The organism is Micromonospora sp. NPDC047738 (genome assembly GCF_040642675.1).
Classification (GTDB): Bacteria; Actinomycetota; Actinomycetes; order Mycobacteriales; family Micromonosporaceae; genus Micromonospora.
Map to the genome: position 1 here is coordinate 110,589 of NZ_JBEYSO010000019.1, position 17,611 is coordinate 128,199.

General features: G+C 73.0%; 18 protein-coding genes and 1 riboswitch. Of the genes, 13 read left to right on the forward strand and 5 right to left on the reverse strand.

The window, feature by feature from the left end:
- The first annotated feature begins 35 nt into the window (after positions 1-35).
- From eccCa to ABZ783_RS25690, 7 genes are all read left to right on the forward strand, one after another.
- Positions 36-4,001 (forward strand): type VII secretion protein EccCa, encoded by a 3,966-nt coding sequence (gene eccCa, locus ABZ783_RS25660; protein WP_357442241.1) that lies wholly within the window; start codon positions 36-38, stop codon positions 3,999-4,001.
- Between the two features lie 68 nt (positions 4,002-4,069).
- Positions 4,070-4,489: a YbaB/EbfC family nucleoid-associated protein gene (locus ABZ783_RS25665; RefSeq protein ID WP_357442243.1), complete on the forward strand. Its 420-nt coding sequence runs from the start codon at positions 4,070-4,072 to the stop codon at positions 4,487-4,489.
- Positions 4,490-4,505: 16 nt separating this feature from the next.
- On the forward strand, positions 4,506-4,799 hold the full coding sequence (locus ABZ783_RS25670; protein ID WP_357442245.1) for a hypothetical protein: 294 nt from the start codon (positions 4,506-4,508) through the stop codon (positions 4,797-4,799).
- A gap of 31 nt (positions 4,800-4,830) precedes the next feature.
- Positions 4,831-5,559, forward strand: a complete 729-nt coding sequence (locus tag ABZ783_RS25675) for a hypothetical protein (protein WP_357442247.1) — start codon at positions 4,831-4,833, stop codon at positions 5,557-5,559.
- A complete protein-coding gene (locus ABZ783_RS25680) occupies positions 5,556-5,843 on the forward strand; it encodes a hypothetical protein (RefSeq protein WP_357442249.1) in 288 nt (95 codons plus the stop codon). The genes ABZ783_RS25675 and ABZ783_RS25680 overlap by 4 nt, the downstream gene beginning before the upstream one ends.
- 228 nt (positions 5,844-6,071) lie before the next feature.
- Positions 6,072-6,380, forward strand: coding sequence for a WXG100 family type VII secretion target (locus tag ABZ783_RS25685; RefSeq protein ID WP_357442251.1), 309 nt, complete (start codon positions 6,072-6,074; stop codon positions 6,378-6,380).
- Between the two features lie 30 nt (positions 6,381-6,410).
- A complete protein-coding gene (locus tag ABZ783_RS25690; RefSeq protein ID WP_073839147.1) occupies positions 6,411-6,692 on the forward strand; it encodes a WXG100 family type VII secretion target in 282 nt (93 codons plus the stop codon).
- Positions 6,693-6,824: 132 nt separating this feature from the next.
- Here the strand turns inward: ABZ783_RS25690 and mycP are convergent, their stop codons facing one another.
- Complete coding sequence (mycP, locus tag ABZ783_RS25695; RefSeq protein ID WP_357442254.1) at positions 6,825-8,063, reverse strand: type VII secretion-associated serine protease mycosin; 1,239 nt, start codon at positions 8,061-8,063, stop codon at positions 6,825-6,827.
- Positions 8,064-8,120: 57 nt separating this feature from the next.
- A complete protein-coding gene (locus tag ABZ783_RS25700; RefSeq protein ID WP_357442256.1) occupies positions 8,121-8,462 on the reverse strand; it encodes a helix-turn-helix domain-containing protein in 342 nt (113 codons plus the stop codon).
- Positions 8,463-8,664: 202 nt separating this feature from the next.
- Here ABZ783_RS25700 and ABZ783_RS25705 point away from each other — a divergent pair, with 202 nt between their 5' ends.
- Positions 8,665-9,342 carry a carbonic anhydrase gene (locus ABZ783_RS25705; protein ID WP_357442310.1) on the forward strand — a complete coding sequence of 226 codons (678 nt, stop codon included), beginning with the start codon at positions 8,665-8,667 and terminating at the stop codon, positions 9,340-9,342.
- A 64-nt stretch (positions 9,343-9,406) separates the two neighbouring features.
- Here ABZ783_RS25705 and ABZ783_RS25710 read toward each other — a convergent pair whose 3' ends face one another.
- Positions 9,407-10,426, reverse strand: coding sequence for a hypothetical protein (locus tag ABZ783_RS25710; RefSeq protein ID WP_357442258.1), 1,020 nt, complete (start codon positions 10,424-10,426; stop codon positions 9,407-9,409).
- Between the two features lie 5 nt (positions 10,427-10,431).
- Positions 10,432-10,562: riboswitch (cyclic di-AMP (ydaO/yuaA leader) on the reverse strand.
- 154 nt (positions 10,563-10,716) lie between these two features.
- Complete coding sequence (locus tag ABZ783_RS25715) at positions 10,717-12,024, reverse strand: YibE/F family protein (RefSeq protein WP_357442260.1); 1,308 nt, start codon at positions 12,022-12,024, stop codon at positions 10,717-10,719.
- 198 nt (positions 12,025-12,222) lie between these two features.
- Between ABZ783_RS25715 and ABZ783_RS25720 the strand changes: the two genes are divergently transcribed.
- A complete protein-coding gene (locus tag ABZ783_RS25720; protein WP_357442262.1) occupies positions 12,223-12,756 on the forward strand; it encodes a hypothetical protein in 534 nt (177 codons plus the stop codon).
- Positions 12,757-12,840: 84 nt separating this feature from the next.
- Positions 12,841-13,464 (forward strand): DUF305 domain-containing protein, encoded by a 624-nt coding sequence (locus ABZ783_RS25725; RefSeq protein ID WP_357442264.1) that lies wholly within the window; start codon positions 12,841-12,843, stop codon positions 13,462-13,464.
- 50 nt (positions 13,465-13,514) lie between these two features.
- Here the strand turns inward: ABZ783_RS25725 and ABZ783_RS25730 are convergent, their stop codons facing one another.
- Positions 13,515-13,814: a metal-sensitive transcriptional regulator gene (locus tag ABZ783_RS25730; protein WP_046568942.1), complete on the reverse strand. Its 300-nt coding sequence runs from the start codon at positions 13,812-13,814 to the stop codon at positions 13,515-13,517.
- Between the two features lie 153 nt (positions 13,815-13,967).
- On the opposite strand from ABZ783_RS25730, the gene ABZ783_RS25735 reads away from it, so the two are divergent.
- From ABZ783_RS25735 to ABZ783_RS25745, 3 genes are read left to right on the forward strand one after another with little or no spacing between them, the layout of a single operon-like run.
- Complete coding sequence (locus ABZ783_RS25735) at positions 13,968-14,177, forward strand: cation transporter (RefSeq protein ID WP_073839153.1); 210 nt, start codon at positions 13,968-13,970, stop codon at positions 14,175-14,177.
- A gap of 34 nt (positions 14,178-14,211) precedes the next feature.
- Positions 14,212-15,186, forward strand: coding sequence for a hypothetical protein (locus tag ABZ783_RS25740; protein ID WP_357442266.1), 975 nt, complete (start codon positions 14,212-14,214; stop codon positions 15,184-15,186).
- A gap of 14 nt (positions 15,187-15,200) precedes the next feature.
- Positions 15,201-17,471 (forward strand): heavy metal translocating P-type ATPase, encoded by a 2,271-nt coding sequence (locus ABZ783_RS25745; RefSeq protein ID WP_357442268.1) that lies wholly within the window; start codon positions 15,201-15,203, stop codon positions 17,469-17,471.
- The last annotated feature ends 140 nt before the right edge of the window (positions 17,472-17,611 follow it).

Below are 17,611 nucleotides of genomic sequence, written 5' to 3' on the forward strand. Positions count from 1 at the left end.
ACCACGATCAGGGCCGATTCTGGGGAGGAGACGCCGTGAGCACGGTGGTGTTCCGCCGACTGCCGCGTCAACCGGGGCCCGCGCTGCCGCGCGGCGAGGTGCTGCTGGAGTCTCCGCCCGAGCTGCCTGAGCAGCAGTCGCGGGGCATGGGGCAGGTGTTGATGATCCTGCCGATGCTCTGCGGCGTCGGCGCGATGGCCTTCCTGTACGCCGGCCGCGGCGGCGGCATGATGACGTACGTCGCGGGGGGCCTCTTCGGGGTGTCCATGCTCGGCATGGCGATCGGCACGCTGGGCAACGGCGGCAACAACAAGGCCGAGCTGAATGCCCAGCGCCGCGACTACATGCGGTACCTGGCCCAGATGCGCAAGCGCACCCGGCGGGCCGCCGAGCAGCAACGCGCCGCGATGACCTGGCGGCACCCGGAGCCGGACGCGCTCTGGTCGATCGCCGCCTCGCGCCGGCTGTGGGAGCGGCGGATCACCGAGGACGACTTCGGTGAGGCCCGGATCGCGCTCGGCCCGCAGCGGTTGGCGGTGGAGATCGTGCCGCCGGAGACCAAGCCGGTGGAGGACCTGGAGCCGATGAGCGCGATCGCGCTGCGCCGGTTCGTCCGGGCCCACTCCACCGTGCCGGACCTGCCCACCGCGCTGTCGCTGCGCGCGTTCAGCCGGATCGTGCTGCGCGGCGACCGGGAGCCGGTGCTCGACCTGGCCCGGGCCGCCCTGGGCCAGCTGGTCACCTTCCACGCCCCGGACGACCTCATCGTGGCGGTGGTGGCCGCGCCCGACCGGCAGCCGGTGTGGGACTGGGTGAAGTGGCTGCCGCACGCCCAGCACCCGGGGCGTACGGACGCGGCGGGCGCGCGCCGGATGGTGTTCGCCAGCCTCGCCGAGGCGGAGGCGGCGCTCGCCAACGAGCTGGGCGGCCGGCCCCGTTTCGCCCCGGAGGCGAAGCCGCTCACCACCGCCCCGCACCTGGTGGTGGTGCTCGACGGCGGGGAGGTCTCGCCGACCTGCGCGTTGATGGGTCCCGGCCTGCTCGGTGCCACGGTCATCGACCTGTCCGGCACGGTGCCCCGGGACGCCGGCCGCTGGCTGCTCTGCCTCGACACCGGTGACGGCAGCGGACTGGACCTGGTCCGCGGTGCCACGACGTCGCGGCTCGGCCGGCCGGACCGGCTCAGCATGGCGGGTGCCGAGGGGCTGGCCCGGCAGGTCGCCCCCTACCGGCTCTCCCAGCAGCAGGGCGCCAGCACCGAGGAGCCGCTGGCCCGCAGCATGGAGTTGCCGGACCTGCTCGGCGTCGGCGATGCGGCGGCGGTGGACGTGCAGCAGACCTGGCGGCCGCGCAGCCACCGCGACCGGCTGCGGATCCCGCTCGGCCTCGGGCCGGACGGCAACGTGGTGGAGCTGGACTTCAAGGAGTCCGCGCACGAGGGTATGGGCCCGCACGGCCTGGTCATCGGCGCGACCGGCTCCGGCAAGAGCGAGCTGCTGCGGACGGTGGTGGGGGCGCTGGCCGTGACGCACTCGTCCGAGGAGCTCAACTTCGTCCTGGTCGACTTCAAGGGTGGCGCCACCTTCGCCTCGCTGGACGCGTTGCCGCACACCAGCGCGGTGATCACCAACCTCTCCGACGAGCTGCCGCTGGTCGACCGCATGCGGGATGCCCTGGCCGGCGAGATGAACCGGCGCCAGGAGGTGCTCCGGGCGGCCGGCAACTACGTCTCCCGGTACGACTACGAGAAGGCCCGGGCGGCCGGCGAGCCGCTGGAGCCGATGCCCAGCCTGCTGATCATCTGTGACGAGTTCAGCGAGCTGCTCGCCGCCAAGCCGGACTTCATCGACCTGTTCGTCATGATCGGCCGGCTCGGCCGGTCGCTCGGCGTGCACCTCCTGCTGGCCTCCCAGCGGCTGGAGGAGGGGAAGCTGCGCGGCCTGGACACCCACCTGTCGTACCGGATCGGTCTGCGTACCTTCTCGGCGGTCGAGAGCCGCATCGTGCTCGGCGTGCCCGACGCGTACGAGCTGCCGAGCGCGCCCGGTCACGGTTACCTGAAGACCGACACCAGCACCATGCTCCGGTTCCGGGCGGCGTACGTCTCCGGGCCGTACCGGGCGCCGGGGCAGGTGCAGCGGTCCACCCGGGCACAGGTGCAGCGCCGGATCGTGCCGTACGGCATCGACTACGTGCCGGTGCCGGCCCTGCCGAGCCCGGCGGAGACCGCGCCGGAGCCGGAGCAGGCGGCCGACGGCAAGGCGGTGGCCATGCTGGACGTGCTGATCGACCGGCTCAAGGGGCGGGGGCGTCCGGCGCACCAGGTCTGGTTGCCGCCGCTGGCCGAGCCGCCCGGCCTGGCCGAGCTGCTGCCGCCGTTGAGCGTGCACCCGACGTTCGGCCTCACCACGGCGAACTGGCCGGGGCGTGGGCGGCTCACCGTGCCGGTCGGCATCGTCGACCGCCCGTACGAGCAGCGACGCGACCCGATGATGATCGACCTGTCCGGCGCGGGCGGCAACGTGGTGATCGTCGGTGCCTCGCTGAGCGGCAAGAGCACCATGCTGCGCTCCATGCTCGCCTCGCTGGCGCTCACCCACACGCCGCGCGAGGTGCAGTTCTTCTGCCTCGACTTCGGCGGCGGCGCGCTGCGCAGCCTGGAGCGGCTGCCGCACATGTCCGGGGTGGCCGGACGGCGGGACACCGAGGCGGTCCGGCGGACCGTGGCCGAGGTGGTCGCGATCATCGACGACCGGGAGCTGCGCTTCACCCAGCACGGCATCGACTCGATGGCCAGCTACCGCCGCCGCCGGGCGGCCGGGGAGTTCGCCGACGACCCGTTCGGCGACATTTTTCTGGTGGTCGACGGCTGGAACACGCTGCGCCAGGAGTACGAGGAGCTGGAGCAGACCATCACCAACCTGGCCAACCGGGGGCTGGGTTTCGGCGTACACGTGGTTGTCACGGCCGTGCGGTGGGCGGAGATCCGGATCAACATGCGGGACCTGCTCGGCACGAAGCTGGAGCTGCGGCTCGGCGACCCGTCCGAGTCGGAGATCGACCGGCGGGCCGCGCAGAACGTGCCGGTCGGCACGCCGGGCCGCGGTCTGACCCACGACAAGCTGCACTTCCTCAGCGGGATCTCGCGGATCGACGGCAAGCGCGACATCGAGGACCTGACCGAGGCGTCGGTCGCCCTGGCCGGGCACGTCGCGGCCAACTGGTCGGGCCGCCCGGCGCCCAAGGTGCGGCTGCTGCCGCGCAAGCTGCCGGTCGGCGAGCTGGCGAAGGTCATCGACCGGTCGGTCCCGGGCATCCCGATCGGCGTCAACGAGTCGGCGCTCGCCCCGGTCTACCTGGACCTGGCGGGCGAGCCGCACCTGACCGTGTTCGGCGACGCCGAGTGTGGCAAGACGAACCTGCTGCGGCTGATCGCCCGGGGCATCGCCGAGCGGTACACCCCGGCCCAGGCCCGGCTGGTCATCGCCGACTACCGCCGCGGCCTGCTGGGCGCGGTGGAGGGCGACCACCTGCTCGACTACGCACCGTCCAACCAGGTGTTCAGCCAGGGGCTGGGCTCGATCCGCAGCGCGCTGCAGAACCGCCTGCCCGGTCCGGACGTGACCACCGCCCAGCTGCGCGACCGGAGCTGGTGGAAGGGCCCCGACCTCTACGTCCTGGTGGACGACTACGACCTGGTCGCCTCTGGCGGCAGCAACCCGCTCAGCGCGCTGCACGAGCTGTTGCCGCAGGCCCGGGACATCGGCCTGCACCTGATCATCACCCGCCGGGTGGGCGGCGTGGCGCGCGCCCTGTACGAGCCGGTGCTGCAGCGCCTGCGCGAGCTGGACTCGCCGGGCCTGCTGATGTCCGGCAGCCGGGAGGAGGGTGCGGTCTTCGGCAACCTGCGGCCGAGCCCGCAGCCGCCGGGCCGGGGCACCCTGGTCCGCCGCCGGGACGGCCAGCAGCTGATCCAGACCGCCTGGACGGAGCCGGCCTAGGGGCGGACGCCAGGCAAACCTTCCGATAGCGTCGGCCGGACCGTCGCGCGTGCAGAGAGGGACCCGTCGTGAGCACCCCGTGGGGTTACGGTGGCGCCGGTGGCGCCGTGGAGAACATGCTGCGCCAGGCGCAGGAGCAGCAGCGCCGGCTGGCCGAGTTCCAGCAGCAGCGAGCGGACCTGCGGATGACCGGGGAGAGCCCGGACGGCCTGGTCCGGGTGACCGTGGACGGCGAGATGAAGGTCGGCGACATCGAGCTCAACGCGCGGGCGATGCGGCTGGACAGCTGCACACTGGCGGAGTCGCTCCAGGCCGCCATCGACGCGGCGTACGCAGCCTTCAACGAGCGCCAGCAGGAGTTGCTGACCGAGATGCTCGGCGGCTCCGAGCTGGTCCGCCGGGCCCAGGAGGGCTCCCTGACCCCGGAGGACTGGTTCCGCCAGTTCGGTGTGGACCTGTCCGACCCGACCCGCGGCCTGCGTCGCTGAGCTGGGAGGAGGCGCGATGGCCAACAAGGTCGACGTCGACGCGATCCGGAAGGCGAGCAAGCTGCTCGACGCTCCGGACGGCCCGATCCAGTACCTGCGCAACGTGCAGGCGTTGCTGGAGGAGGTGAAGCTGCCGGGCGGCGCGCTGAGCCTCTTCGGCCACGGGACGGTGACCCAGCACAACGCCTCGGTCGACGGGCACCTCGACAACGTCAAGACCGGTATCGACCACCTGCACAAGGCCGCGGAGCAGCTCGAGCAGAGCGCGAAGAACTGGGAGAAGTCGGACCAGCCCTGGGTGGTCAAGTGACCGGCCGGGCCAGCCACGGGGGGAGCAGCTGATGCCACCGGAGATCTTCATCGCCAACGCCTCCGGCACGGTGACCGGCACCGTCTCGGTCGCCGAGACGACGGCGCCGGTGCGTACGGCGGCGGCCGTCGCGCGCGGCAACTGGATGTGGATCGTCTTCTCGGGGATCCTGATCGGCTCGATCCTCTACCTGGAGACGTTCGACAACCAGGAGGTCAACGAGGCCATCAAGAAGTGGAGCGACGCCGCGCGCCTGCTCGGCTCGGAGCAGTTCGGCGCGGCGCTCGCGGCGGTCCCGCCGGACCCGAAGGAGTGGGACTTCGACGACCGGGACGCGTTCGACCTCTTCATGCGCAAGCTGGGGGCGGAGATCAACTCGTTGGCCGAGGCGTTCAACGCCAACAAGGACACCCTCACCTCGGCGCGGGACGCCTACAACGACGCGGTCTCCGGGATGGCCCAGGCGCTCATGCCGATCCTGGTCGCGGTGATCGCCTCGATCGTGTTCCAGTTCTTCCCCGGCACCACCGCGCTGGCCCAGGCGATCGGCATCGCCGGACTGACGGCTGCCTCCGCCATCCTGGTGATGGTCTTCGGGGACATCGGCGCGCTCCTGCACGCCGTGATGGCCGGCTTCAACACCAACAGCCGGTTCGCGTTCGTGTCGGACTCCCGCCCCGGCTGGGCGCCCACGGGATCCGACCCGGACATCAAGGACATCAAGATCGACTGGGTCAAGGATTCCAAGTTCTACCAGTGACGAGAGGGGTCGGGGTGTTCGCGGCGCTCTACTGGCTGTTCATGTACTTCCTGCTGACCATCCCGGTCTTCCTCGGCCTTGCCCTGGCGGCCCGGCTCACGGGCTCGGCGGGGGTCCGGCGAGCCGCTGAAGTGGTGATGCTCACCGGTGGCGTGGCGCTGCTTCCGGTGGTGCTCCAGCGCGCCTTCGAGCGGCCGGTGCTGTGGGCCGTGGTGGTGCTGCTGGCGGTCCTGCTGGTGTTCGGGGTGATGATGCACGTCAAGTCGTACCGCCAGCCGTCCTGAGGCCGGTGCGGATCGAGGTGGTCGTCCGTCCATATCGTACGGTCCGCCCGGGAATGTGTTGTGGATCCTGGCTTGCCGGGAGACGACGATACGGGGACAGGGCTGCGCGGGTTGGACGTCGTCCGCTACGGTTCGGTTGAAGTGTCCGTCGGTGGGGTGTGTACGCCTTGCCGCGGGGGAGGGGCGCGGCGGATCCGCCGCCACGAAGATGACGGAAGGGTGTGAAGCATGGCGTTCGAGGTCAGTGCAGCGACTCTGCACACCGCCGCGAGTGACGTGCGGTCCACGCGCAGCGACGTCGACGGTGAGCTCAAGAAGCTGTGGAATGTCGTCGACGACCTGGCGATGGCCTGGAAGGGCCAGGCGTCCACGGGTTTCCAGAGCCTGATGACGCAGTGGAACGAGGACACGAACAAGCTCTTGACCGCGATGGACAACATCGCCGACCTGCTCGACAAGTCGGGTACGACGCACCAGGTCAACGACGAAGAGCAGCAGCAGATGCTGGACAAGTTCCACGCTGCTCTCAACCCGTGATCCGCGTAGTAGCCAGGTAGAGGAGGAACGATGAGCATCAAGGTCGACTACGCCGTCCTCGAGAGCAGCAACCAGCAGATGCAGGCCATCTCGCGGACCATCGACGAGAAGCTGGACACGCTGCGCTCGATGCTGACCAGGCTCGAGTGGGAGGGCCAGGACCGCGTCGCCTACCAGCAGCACCAGGCCCAGTGGGACGCCGCCGTGCGGGACATCAACAAGGTCCTGAACGACATCGGCCAGGCGGTCGGCATCGCCCGCGAGAACTACATGACCACCGAGATGAGCAACTCCAAGGTCTGGGGCAACTGACCCGACCGGCCCCGCTGCGGCCCCGCTCCGGCTCTGTCCGGGGTCGGGGCCGCAGTGCTTCTCCCGCGCCACCAGCGGCACGCTGACCGCCGCTGTTGCGCGGGGCGGTGTCCGGGGGCCGGGTGGGCGGGTTCAGGCGTCCAGGGCCGCAGGACGGCGTCCAGGGCGCCAGCCGCGCCGGCGGCCGTGGATCAGGATCGGCCGGAGCGCCAGCAGGGCGACGGCCAGCAGCCCGCCGACCGCGGCCACCCAGATCGCCACGGTCCGCTGCCACGCGAGCGGGTCGGCCGGCGGCGCCGGCTTCGGCAGCGCGCCGAGCGGCGGGTCGGTCCGGCTCCCCAGCAGGCTGGTCACCGCCCGGTACGGGTTGACCATCCCGTACCCGACCTCGGCGTTGTGCCCGTCCGGCGGGTTGTCGGCCGTCTGGGTCAGCCGGAAGGCGATCTCCTTCGGGGAAAGGGCCGGGTGGGCGGCGCGGACCAGCGCGGCCACCCCCGAGACGTACGCGGTCGCGAAGCTGGTGCCGCCCTGCGGCTCCGCCCGGTATCCCGACCCCTGTGGCGCCGGGCCGACGATCTTCAGCCCGGGGCCGGCGATGTCCACGTAGTCGCCGGTGACCGAGCTGCCGACGTGCTCGCCCGCGTCGTCGATGCCGGCGACGGCGATGACCCCCGGGTACGCGGCCGGGTAACCCGGCTGGTCCTGCTGGTTCTCCTGCCGGTTACCGGCGGCGGCCACCACGACGACCCCCTTGTCGAGGGCGTAGTCCACGGCGTCCTTCAGCCGGGCGTCGTCCAGCGTCACCAGGGACAGGTTGATCACGTCGGCCTTGTGGTCGACCGCCCACTTGATCGCCCGACCGATCTCGGCCGGGATCGACTCGTCGAAGGTGCGCTGGTTGTCGGCCAGCACCCGGATCGGCAGGATCTTGGCCTCGGGCGCGATCCCGCTGTACGGCACGCCGGTGCCCTCCTTGCCGGCGATGATGCCGGCCACCAGGGTGCCGTGGCCGACGAGGTCGCACTGTCCCTTGAGGTGGACCAGGTTGTTGAAGTCCTCGCCGGGCAGCACCCGGCCGCGCAGCAGGGGGTGGCTGGGGGAGACGCCGGAGTCGATGACCGCCACGGTGACGCCCTGGCCCCGGGTGACCCGCCAGGCCGCCGCCGGGTCGAGCCGCTCCAGCGCCCAGGACGCCTCGGTCGGGGCGGGGCCGCCGGGCGGGCCGCACTTCGGGGCCGCCGAGGCGGGCCCGGGCGCCACCAGGACGGCGCCGAGCAGGGCGGCCGCTCCCGCTCCACAGAGGATGGACCGGATCCGGTGCCCGGTACGGACGCGCACCGTCGTCCCGTCCGGCCGCAAGCTCTCGCGCACGCGCTGAGATTACCGTCGGCGCGCCGGCCGTGCGGTGACGGGAGCCGCCGGGGTCGGTCACGCCTCGGCGGCGCGCCTGTCGGCCGGTTCGGCGGTGAAGAGGGCGAGCAGGGCACCGACCTGCTGGTCGGCCTCCGCCGGGTGCCGGAAGTGGCCGCTCGGGTTGATCGTGTACTCGTTGCGCCGGCCGACCCGGGTGCGCCGCAGGTAGCCGCCGGCCGCCAGGTCGGCGACGATCGCCTGGGCGGCCCGCTCGGTCACCCCCACCTCGTCGGCCACGTCACGCAGCCGCGCGGTGGGGTTGCGCGCGATGGCCAGCAGCACGTGCCCGTGGTTGGTGAGGAAGGTCCAGTTCCGGCCGCTCCCGTTCTCGCCCGCTGTCGTCGCCATGGTGGTCATGGTATGGCCCCGCGCCGGTGTCGACCGGCCCCGGGCGGCGGCGGGCCGCTGGCGGCCGCCCGTCAAGTGACCGGTGACGTATGAAATCCGTATCACGTAAATCTTGACGTGTCTTGGCTCGGGTGTGACCGTGGTGGTCGAGGCCGCCTCTGCCGCCGGCCGGGCTGACCAGGTCGTTTCGCGCGAGGACGAGGTGAGTGCAGTGCTGCCGACCAATCCCGAACAGGCGCTCGCCGAGCTGTTCGCCGGCAACCAGCGGTTCGTCACCGGCGTACCCCGTCATCCCAACCAGGACGCCGAGCACCGCGCCGCCGTCGCCGACGGCCAGCACCCGTTCGCGGTGATCGTGGGCTGCGCCGACTCCCGGCTCGCCGCCGAGATCATCTTCGACCGTGGCCTCGGTGACCTGTTCGTGGTGCGGACCGCCGGCCACACCGTCGGCCCCGAGGTGCTCGGCAGCGTCGAGTACGCGGTCACCGTGCTGGGCACCCCGCTGGTGGTGGTGCTCGGCCACGACTCGTGCGGCGCGGTGCAGGCCGCCCGCGAGGTGGTCGCCACCGGCACGCCCCCCGCCGGCCACCTCGGCGCGTTGGTGGACGCCGTCGTGCCCAGCCTGGCCCGGGCCGCCCGGGAGGGTGTCGAGGACCTCGACGAGATCGTCGACATCCACATCGCGCGGACCGTGGAGGCGCTGCTGGCCCGGTCCGCCGTGCTCGCCGAGCGGGTGGCGGCCGGGCGGTGCGGGGTGGTCGGCATGTCGTACCGGCTCAGCGCGGGCGAGGTGCGGACGGTGGCCGAGGTGCCGGCCGGCAAGCCGAGCGCGACGCTGCCGGGCGCGGCCACGCCCGCGGACCCGGCGCCCACCGCCGTCGCCGGTTGAGCCCTACCTGACGCCGAGGGGCCGCCCCGCGGTCGCGGGACGGCCCCTCGGCGTGGTACTCCGGCTACAGCAGCGACACGTGCACGTGGTCGGTGTGGTTGGAGGGCCCGCTGTAGGACTTCCAACCGGTCGCCGGGAACCAGATCTGCCGGTTCCAGATCACGTAGTAGACGCCCAGCCGGTCGGCGTTGCGGATCAGGAACGCGGCGAGGTTGTTGCCGTACATCCGCATGTCGTTGTTGTGCCAGGGGGAGAAGCCGCTGCGCTGTAGCGACCAGTCGCAGGCCCGGCCCTTGGGGTGCTCCCAGGGACCGCCCGGGCGGTAACAGCCCACGAAGCGGTCGAAGCCGGCCCGCTTGACCTCCTTGTACATGTGCAGCGTGCGCGGGGTGATGTAGCCCGAGGTGGTCGGGTCCTTCACGCTGCGTGACTCGGGCTTCCACCCCCCGTCAGCCGTCCGGCCGGGAGCGATCCGGGCGACCGGGGAGGTGGCCGCGACCAGGCCGGCGGTGAAATCCCGCCCGCCGACCAGCCGCAGGGCCTTCTCCGCCTCGGCCTTCTCGCGCCGCATCGCGTTGGTCTGCTTCTGCTGCTCGCGGATCTCCGCATCGAGCGCGATCTTGGCCTGTTCCGCGCGGTTCTTCGCGGCGTTGACCTCGGCGAGCTTCTGCGCGTTCATCAGGTTCAGCTCGTCGAGGGCGGAGGCCCGCTGGACGAACGAGTCGGGCGCGTTGCTCTCCAGTAGCAGGGCCATCGCGCCGATCCGGCCGGTCCGATAGGACTGCGTGGCGATCTGGCTCACCTGCGGCCGCAGCGCGTCCAGGTCGGCCTGCGCCGCCCGGATCTCGAGGGCCAACTGGAGTTGGCGCTGCTTCGACTTGTCCAGCTTCGCCTTGGCCTGCAGGAAGCCGCGATTGGCGGCATCGATGACCTCGGTGATGAGCGGAGGATCGTTGTCCTCCTCGTGGCCCGATGGGTTGGGGGTGTTGGGTGCGGCCAGCGCCGGGGTGGGCCCGGCGACGATGGCGAACGCGGTGAGCACGGCCACCACAGGTGTCAACCAGCGGCGCAGGGGTGCCGTCAACAGGGTTCCCTTCCGTCGACCGCCGACCGGGTTAGCTGTCGGGTTCGGGACGGAAGTGGCCCCTACCGCTCGCGCGGATTCACCCCAGGTACCTGGTTCCCCGGTTCGCCACAGGGCGATTGGGCGGTGGTACCGCTGGCGCCGGTGCGCGCCTTCGGCGGTTACCGGCAGCGAGGTTACCCGAGAGCCCGGTCGGGGATCTACGTCCGGAAGCCGACCAATCGCACGTTTTCGTCGTCGCCCTGCGTGACCAGCGTCGCGTTCGCGCCGGCCGGTCACGCTGCGGAGTATCACCATGCGGCTTCCGTGCTCCTCTCCGGTCCGGATCGTCCGGCGGCCGCACCGCCGAGGGCCTCCAGCGCGTCGTGCCGCTCGGCCGGCGGCCGGGACGACGGCGGGCGGGCTCCGGCGTCCGTCGCGACGCCGGCCCGTCCGGCGGTCCGGACCACCGCCGCCAGACCGGTGGTCAGCGGTACGGCGGCGATCAGGCCGAGCGTGGCCACCGCGCTCCGGACGATCTCCTGCGCCATGAACTCGCTGGTGAGGATCTCGCCCACCGGTCGCGAGTCGGCGACCAGCAGGAGTAGCAGCGGCAGCGACGCGCCCGCGTACGCCAGCACGATGGTGTTGACGGTGGAGGCGATGTGCGCGCGGCCCACCCGGGTGGCCGCCCGGTAGAGCTGCATCCGGGACAGCCCCGGGTTCGCGTTCGCCAGCTCGGTGACCGTGGCCGCCTGGGTGACGGTGACGTCGTCCAGCACGCCCAGCGAGCCGATGATGATGCCGGCCAGGAGCAACCCGTGCAGGTCGACGTTCTGCTGGAACATCGACAGCGTGGTGGCGTCCTCGCTGCCGTAGCCGGTCAGGTGGGTGGCCGCGGTGGCCAGGGTGCCGAGGACGCCGGTCAGCACCAGGCTGCCCAGGGTGCCGAGCACCGCCACCGAGGTTTCGGCGGTGATCCCGTGGGTCAGGTAGAGCACCACGAACATGATCAGCGCGGCGCCGACGATCGCCACCAGCAGCGGCGGCTGGCCGGCGCCGATCCCGGGCAGCACGAAGCCGAGCAGCACGGCGAAGCTCGCCACCAGGCCGCCCAGCGCGGCCAGTCCGCGCCAGCGCCCGAACGCCACGATGGCGACGGCGAACAGCACGGCCAGCCAGACCAGCGGCGTGCCGCGCTGGTGCTCGGCGATGTTGTAGGTCTTGATCGTCGGATCGGCCGGGTCCATCAGCTCGACGAGGATGATCTTGTCGCCGACCTCGACCCGGGGTGCCCCGGGACCGGACGGGAGGGGTGCCTCGACCTGCCGGCCGGCGTCCGGGCCCTGTTCGGCGGCGACCGTCGCGGTTCCGCACGGCCCCGTGGGCTGGCCGGTGCCGCCCTCCGGCGTCGGCGGGCACGGCTCGGTCACCACCCGGGTCACCGTGCCGTGGTAACGCGGCAGGTCCGGGCCACCCGTCGGCTCCCGGCTGTCCCGCGGCCACAGCACCAGCGCGGCGACCACGGTCACCAGGAACAGCGGCACCACCGTCGCGACGAGGATCCGTCGCACCCCGGGCGGGGCGGGCGGAGCGGGACGGGTGTGGTCGGCGCCCATGGCGTGTCTCCCAACGAGTCACAGCGCGATACGTGTCACCGGGCTGGTCGGTTCACCGGGCCGGCGCTGGCGCCGACGGGGAGTGCAGGCCGGTCGCCGCCGGGAATGGTAGCCAGGCCCGGGGGCGGGACGCAGGCGATGAGCGACCTCCAGTGGTTCCTGCCGGCCCGGCCCGCCGCACCCACTAGCGTGGTTCTCGTGCGTACGGCGCCAGCGGTGACGACCGGACCGTGGGTCCGGCTCCTGCTGCTGCTCTGCACCCTGGTCGGGCTGACCGCCATGCACACTCTCGGCCACGGCACGCACGCCCCCGGCGGCCCGGGGGACCACGCGGCGGCCGACCACGCCGCCCCGCCGGCCGCGGCGGCCGGCCACGGCGCCCCGCCGGCTGCGGTGGCCGGTCCCGTCACTCTGCCGGCCGCGGTGGCCGGCATGGCCGGCGACTGCCCGGGTGACGGCTGCGGCCCGGCCCGGATGCTCCAGCTGACGGACGCCCAGGCCCGGCTGCTCCCGCTGGGTGATCCCGGCGGCGACCGGCCCGGCTGGAGCATCTGCCTGGCCGTGCTCGGCGCGTTCGCCGTCACGCTGCTGGTCGCCCTGCTGCTGCGGGCCGGGTCCCGGACCTACGGGCCGGCCGCCAGGGTGGCCCTCCGGGCCGCCCCAGGACCGCGCGCCCCGCCGCCCCGACCGTATGGGCTGCGCCTCGCGACGGTGTCGGTGCTGCGCAGATAGGACGCCCCGGCGCGGGTGGACCGGAAGACCGGTCACCCGCGTCCGCCGTCCGCTGCGTACGTTTCGACACCGAAAGGTCGTTCCATGTCCACTCGTACCCTCGCGCGTCGGGCCGCCCTGGCCGGCGCGACCGTAGCCGCCGCGCTCGCCCTCACCGGCTGTGGCGGTGGCGACCACCCGACCGCCGGCACCGGCCACGACACGCCCGCCACGGGATCGCCCTCCCCCGGGGCCTCCTTCGGCGACGCGGACGTGACGTTCGCCCAGATGATGATCCCGCACCACCGGCAGGCCGTGGCGATGGCCGAGCTGGCCGACGACCGGGCCGCCGACTCCGAGGTGCGGAGGTTGGCCGGGCAGATCAAGGCGGCCCAGGCGCCGGAGATCGCCAGCATGACCGACTGGCTTACCGCGTGGGGCCGGCCGGTGCCGCCGGCCAGTGCCGGCCACGGCATGCCGGGGATGGACCACGGCATGCCCGGGATGATGTCCGACGCCGACCTGGCGACGCTGAAGGCGTCGTCCGGGGCCGACTTCGACCGGCAGTTCCTGACCATGATGATCGCCCACCACGAGGGCGCGCTCACGATGGCGCAGGCGGAGCTGACCGGGGGCGCCAACCCCGAGGCCAGGGCGCTCGCCCAGCGGATCGTCGACGCCCAGCGGGCCGAGATCGACAGCATGCGGAAGCTGCTCGACGGGCGCTGACGCACAGCCGTTGGGGGCCGGACGCGCCGTCCGGCCCCCAACGGGCCTGGTCAGCCGCGCTTCATCAGCCGGCCGACGGCGGCCATCATCTCGGTGGCCATCTCGTCGGCGCGGCCCTCGGCCGCACCCTCGTGCATGCAGTGCCGCGCGTGCCCGTCGAGCAGGCCGAGGCCGACCTTGTCCAGGGCGGCCTGGATGGCGGAGATCTGGGTCAGCACGTCGATGCAGTAGCGGTCGTCCTCGACCATCTTCTCGATGCCGCGGACCTGGCCCTCGATACGGCGGAGCCGCGCGAGCAGCTGGTCCTTGCTGGCGGTGTAGCCCCGGGTCGGGGTCGTCGGTGCGGTCATGGCATCCAGGATAGCGTACCCCTCGGGGGTATGGTACGGTCCTCTCCGTTGGCTGATACCCCCACCGGGTAGCGGTAACAGAAGAGCGGCAGCGGTCTCTCTACCAATTACCCCCAGGGGGTATAGGGTGGGGGCGGCGAGAGGGGAGTTGCGATGGTCACCACCACGTACCAGGTGCAGGGCATGACCTGCGGGCACTGCGTCAACTCGGTCAGCACCGAGGTGAGCGCCATCCCGGGCGTCACGGACGTCCAGGTCGACCTGGCCTCCGGCCAGGTCACCGTCACCAGTGAGAGCCCGTTGGCCACGGACGCCGTCCGCGCCGCCGTGGACGAGGCCGGCTACGACCTCGTCGGGGCGTGACGGGTCCGCGGACCCGAAGGAACCGAGGTATCCCATGAACACGACGACGAAGCTGAGCGGCTTCGCCCTCGGCCTCGCGGCGGTGTTCGGCGCGGCGTACGGGGTCGGTCACCTGGCCGGCCCCGTCGACCCGCCCGCCGCGACCCCGCACGACACCACCGACGGCGATCACGGTGACGGAGGTCACGGCGACGCCGGCCCCGCGGCGGCCGCCACCGATCACCTGCCCGGCGGGCTGCTCGTCTCCGACCGCGGCTACACGCTGCAGCCGGTGAGCGCCCCGGCCGGCGAGTTCGCCTTCCGGATCACCGGCCCCGACGGCCGGCCGGTCACCCGCTACGACGTGGCGCACGACAAGCGCATGCACCTGATCGTCGCCCGGCGTGACCTCTCCGGGTTCCGGCACGTCCACCCCGAGCTGGCCGCCGACGGCACCTGGCGGGTCGCCTCGCCGCTCGCCGGCGCCGGCACCTGGCGGGCGTTCGCCGACTTCACCCCGACCGGCGGCATGCCGCTGACGCTCGGGGTCGACGTCACGGTCCCCGGCACGCTGGCCGACCGGCCGCTGCCGGCGCCCGCCACCAGCACCACCGTCGACGGCTACACCGTCACCCTCGGCGGCACCCCGCAGCCGGGCCGCACCAGCCAGCTCACCCTGACCGTGAGCCGGGACGGCCGGCCGGTCACCGACCTCCAGCCCTACCTCGGGGCGTACGGGCACCTGGTGGCGCTGCGGCAGGGCGACCTGGCCTACCTGCACGTGCACCCGGAAGGCGCGCCCGGTGACGGGCGGACCCCGGCCGGGCCGGCGGTCACCTTCTCCGCCGAGGTGCCCTCGGCCGGGACGTACCGCCTCTACCTGGACTTCCGGCACGGCGACGCGGTGCACACCGCGGAGTTCACCGTCGTGGCCGGCGACCCGGGCACGCCGGCGACGGGCGCGCCGGCCCCGACCACCACACCGACCCCGGAGGCCGACCACGGCACCCCGGGTCACGGGCACAATTGACCGGAGGTGCCGCGATGACATCGACCGCCAAGAGCGCGGGCTCTTCGTCCCTGCGGGTCGCGCCGAACCAGATCGAACTCGCGATCGGCGGCATGACCTGCGCCTCCTGCGCAGCCCGCATCGAGAAGAAGCTCAACCGGATGGACGGCGTCGAGGCCACGGTCAACTACGCCACCGAGAAGGCCACCGTCCGGTACGCCGACGACGTGACGCCGGACGACCTGATCGCCACGGTGGAGAAGACCGGCTACACGGCAGCCGTACCGCCCCCGCCGGCCCAGGCCCGGGCCGAGGCGACCGCCGAGCCGGTGGACGAGCTGCGCGGGCTGCGTACCCGGCTGTGGGTCTCGGTCGCGCTGGCCGTGCCGGTGATCCTGCTCGCCATGGTGCCCGCCTGGCAGTTCACCTACTGGCAGTGGCTGTCGTTGACCCTGGCCGCCCCGGTCGTGGTCTACGGCGGGCTGCCGTTCCACCGGGCCGCCTGGATCAACCTGCGGCACGGCGCGGCGACCATGGACACCCTGGTGTCGCTCGGCACCCTCGCCGCGTTCGGCTGGTCGCTCTGGGCGCTCTTCCTGGGTGACGCCGGGATGCCCGGGATGGTGCACCCGTTCCGCTTCGACATCACCCGCGGCGACGGCGCCGGCAACATCTACCTGGAGGCGGCAGCCGGGGTCACCGCCTTCATCCTCGCCGGCCGTTACTTCGAGGCCCGGTCCAAGCGGACCGCCGGCGCCGCCCTGCGCGCCCTGCTCGAGCTGGGCGCCAAGGACGTCGCGGTGCTTCGCGGCGACCGGGAGACCCGGATCCCGGTGGATCAGCTCGTGGTCGGGGACCGGTTCGTGGTCCGGCCCGGCGAGAAGATCGCCACCGACGGCATGGTCGAGGAGGGCACCTCGGCCGTCGACGCCAGCATGCTCACCGGCGAGTCGGTCCCGGTCGAGGTCGGGCCCGGCGCCACCGTCGTCGGCGCCACCGTCAACGCCGGCGGCCGGCTGGTCGTGCGGGCCACCCGGATCGGCGGAGACACCCAGCTCGCCCAGATGGCCAAGCTGGTCGAGGCGGCGCAGACCGGCAAGGCGGCCGTGCAGCGGCTCGCCGACCGGATCTCCGGGATCTTCGTGCCGATCGTGATCGCCCTGGCCGCCGGCACGCTGGGCTGGTGGTTCGGCACCGGGGCGGGGACGACGGCGGCGTTCACCGCCGCGGTGGCCGTCCTGATCATCGCCTGCCCGTGCGCCCTCGGCCTGGCCACCCCGACCGCGCTGCTGGTCGGCACCGGGCGGGGTGCCCAACTCGGCATCCTGATCAAGGGCCCCGAGGTGCTGGAGTCGACCCGCCAGGTCGACACGGTGGTGCTGGACAAGACCGGCACGGTGACCACCGGCAGGATGACCCTGGTCGACGTGCTCCCGGCCGCCGGTCAGGACGCCGACGAGCTGCTCCAGTTGGCCGGTGCGCTGGAGGCCGCCTCCGAGCACCCGATCGCCCGGGCGATCGCCGACGGTGCCGCGGGGGCCGGCCCGGTGCCCCCGGTCACCGGCTTCGCCAACGCGGAAGGGCTCGGCGTTGCCGGCTCGGTCGACGGCCGGGACGTGGTCGTCGGGCGGCTCCGGCTGCTGCGGGAGCGGGGTCTGGACGTACCCGAGGAGGTCGTGCGGGCGGCGACCGAGGCGGAGGCCGCCGGCCGGACGGCGGTCCTGGCCGGCTGGGACGGCCGGGCCCGTGGCGTGCTGGCGGTGGCCGACGTGGTGAAGCCGACCAGCGCGGTGGCCATCGCCCGGCTGCGCGAACTCGGGCTCACCCCGGTACTGCTCACCGGCGACAACACCACCGTCGCGAAGGCGGTGGCCGCCGAGGTCGGCATCGACCAGGTGATCGCCGAGGTGCTGCCGGCCGACAAGGTCGAGGTGGTGCAGCGCCTCCAGGCCGAGGGGCGGACGGTCGCGATGGTGGGGGACGGCATCAACGACGCCGCCGCCCTGGCCCAGGCCGACCTCGGGCTGGCCATGGGCACCGGCACCGACGTGGCGATCGAGGCGTCCGACCTGACCCTGGTCCGGGGTGACCTGATGGCGGCCGTGGACGCCATCCGGCTCTCCCGGCGGACCCTCGGCATCATCAAGGGCAACCTGTTCTGGGCCTTCGCCTACAACGTGGCGGCTCTGCCGCTGGCCGCCGCCGGCCTGCTCAACCCGATGATCGCCGGTGCCGCGATGGCCTTCTCGTCGGTCTTCGTGGTGGCGAACAGCCTCCGGCTGCGGCGCTTCCGGCCGGTCGGCTGACCTCCGCGCCCGCCGCCGGTCCCGGTCCGCCCGGGGCCGGCGGCCGGCGCCTCGCTCACCGGCATCTCGCCGGCCCGGCGAGCCGCGGGCGGACGGCGTCGGGCGGTCGCGCCGGATCCTTGGCACACTCGATCCGTCGC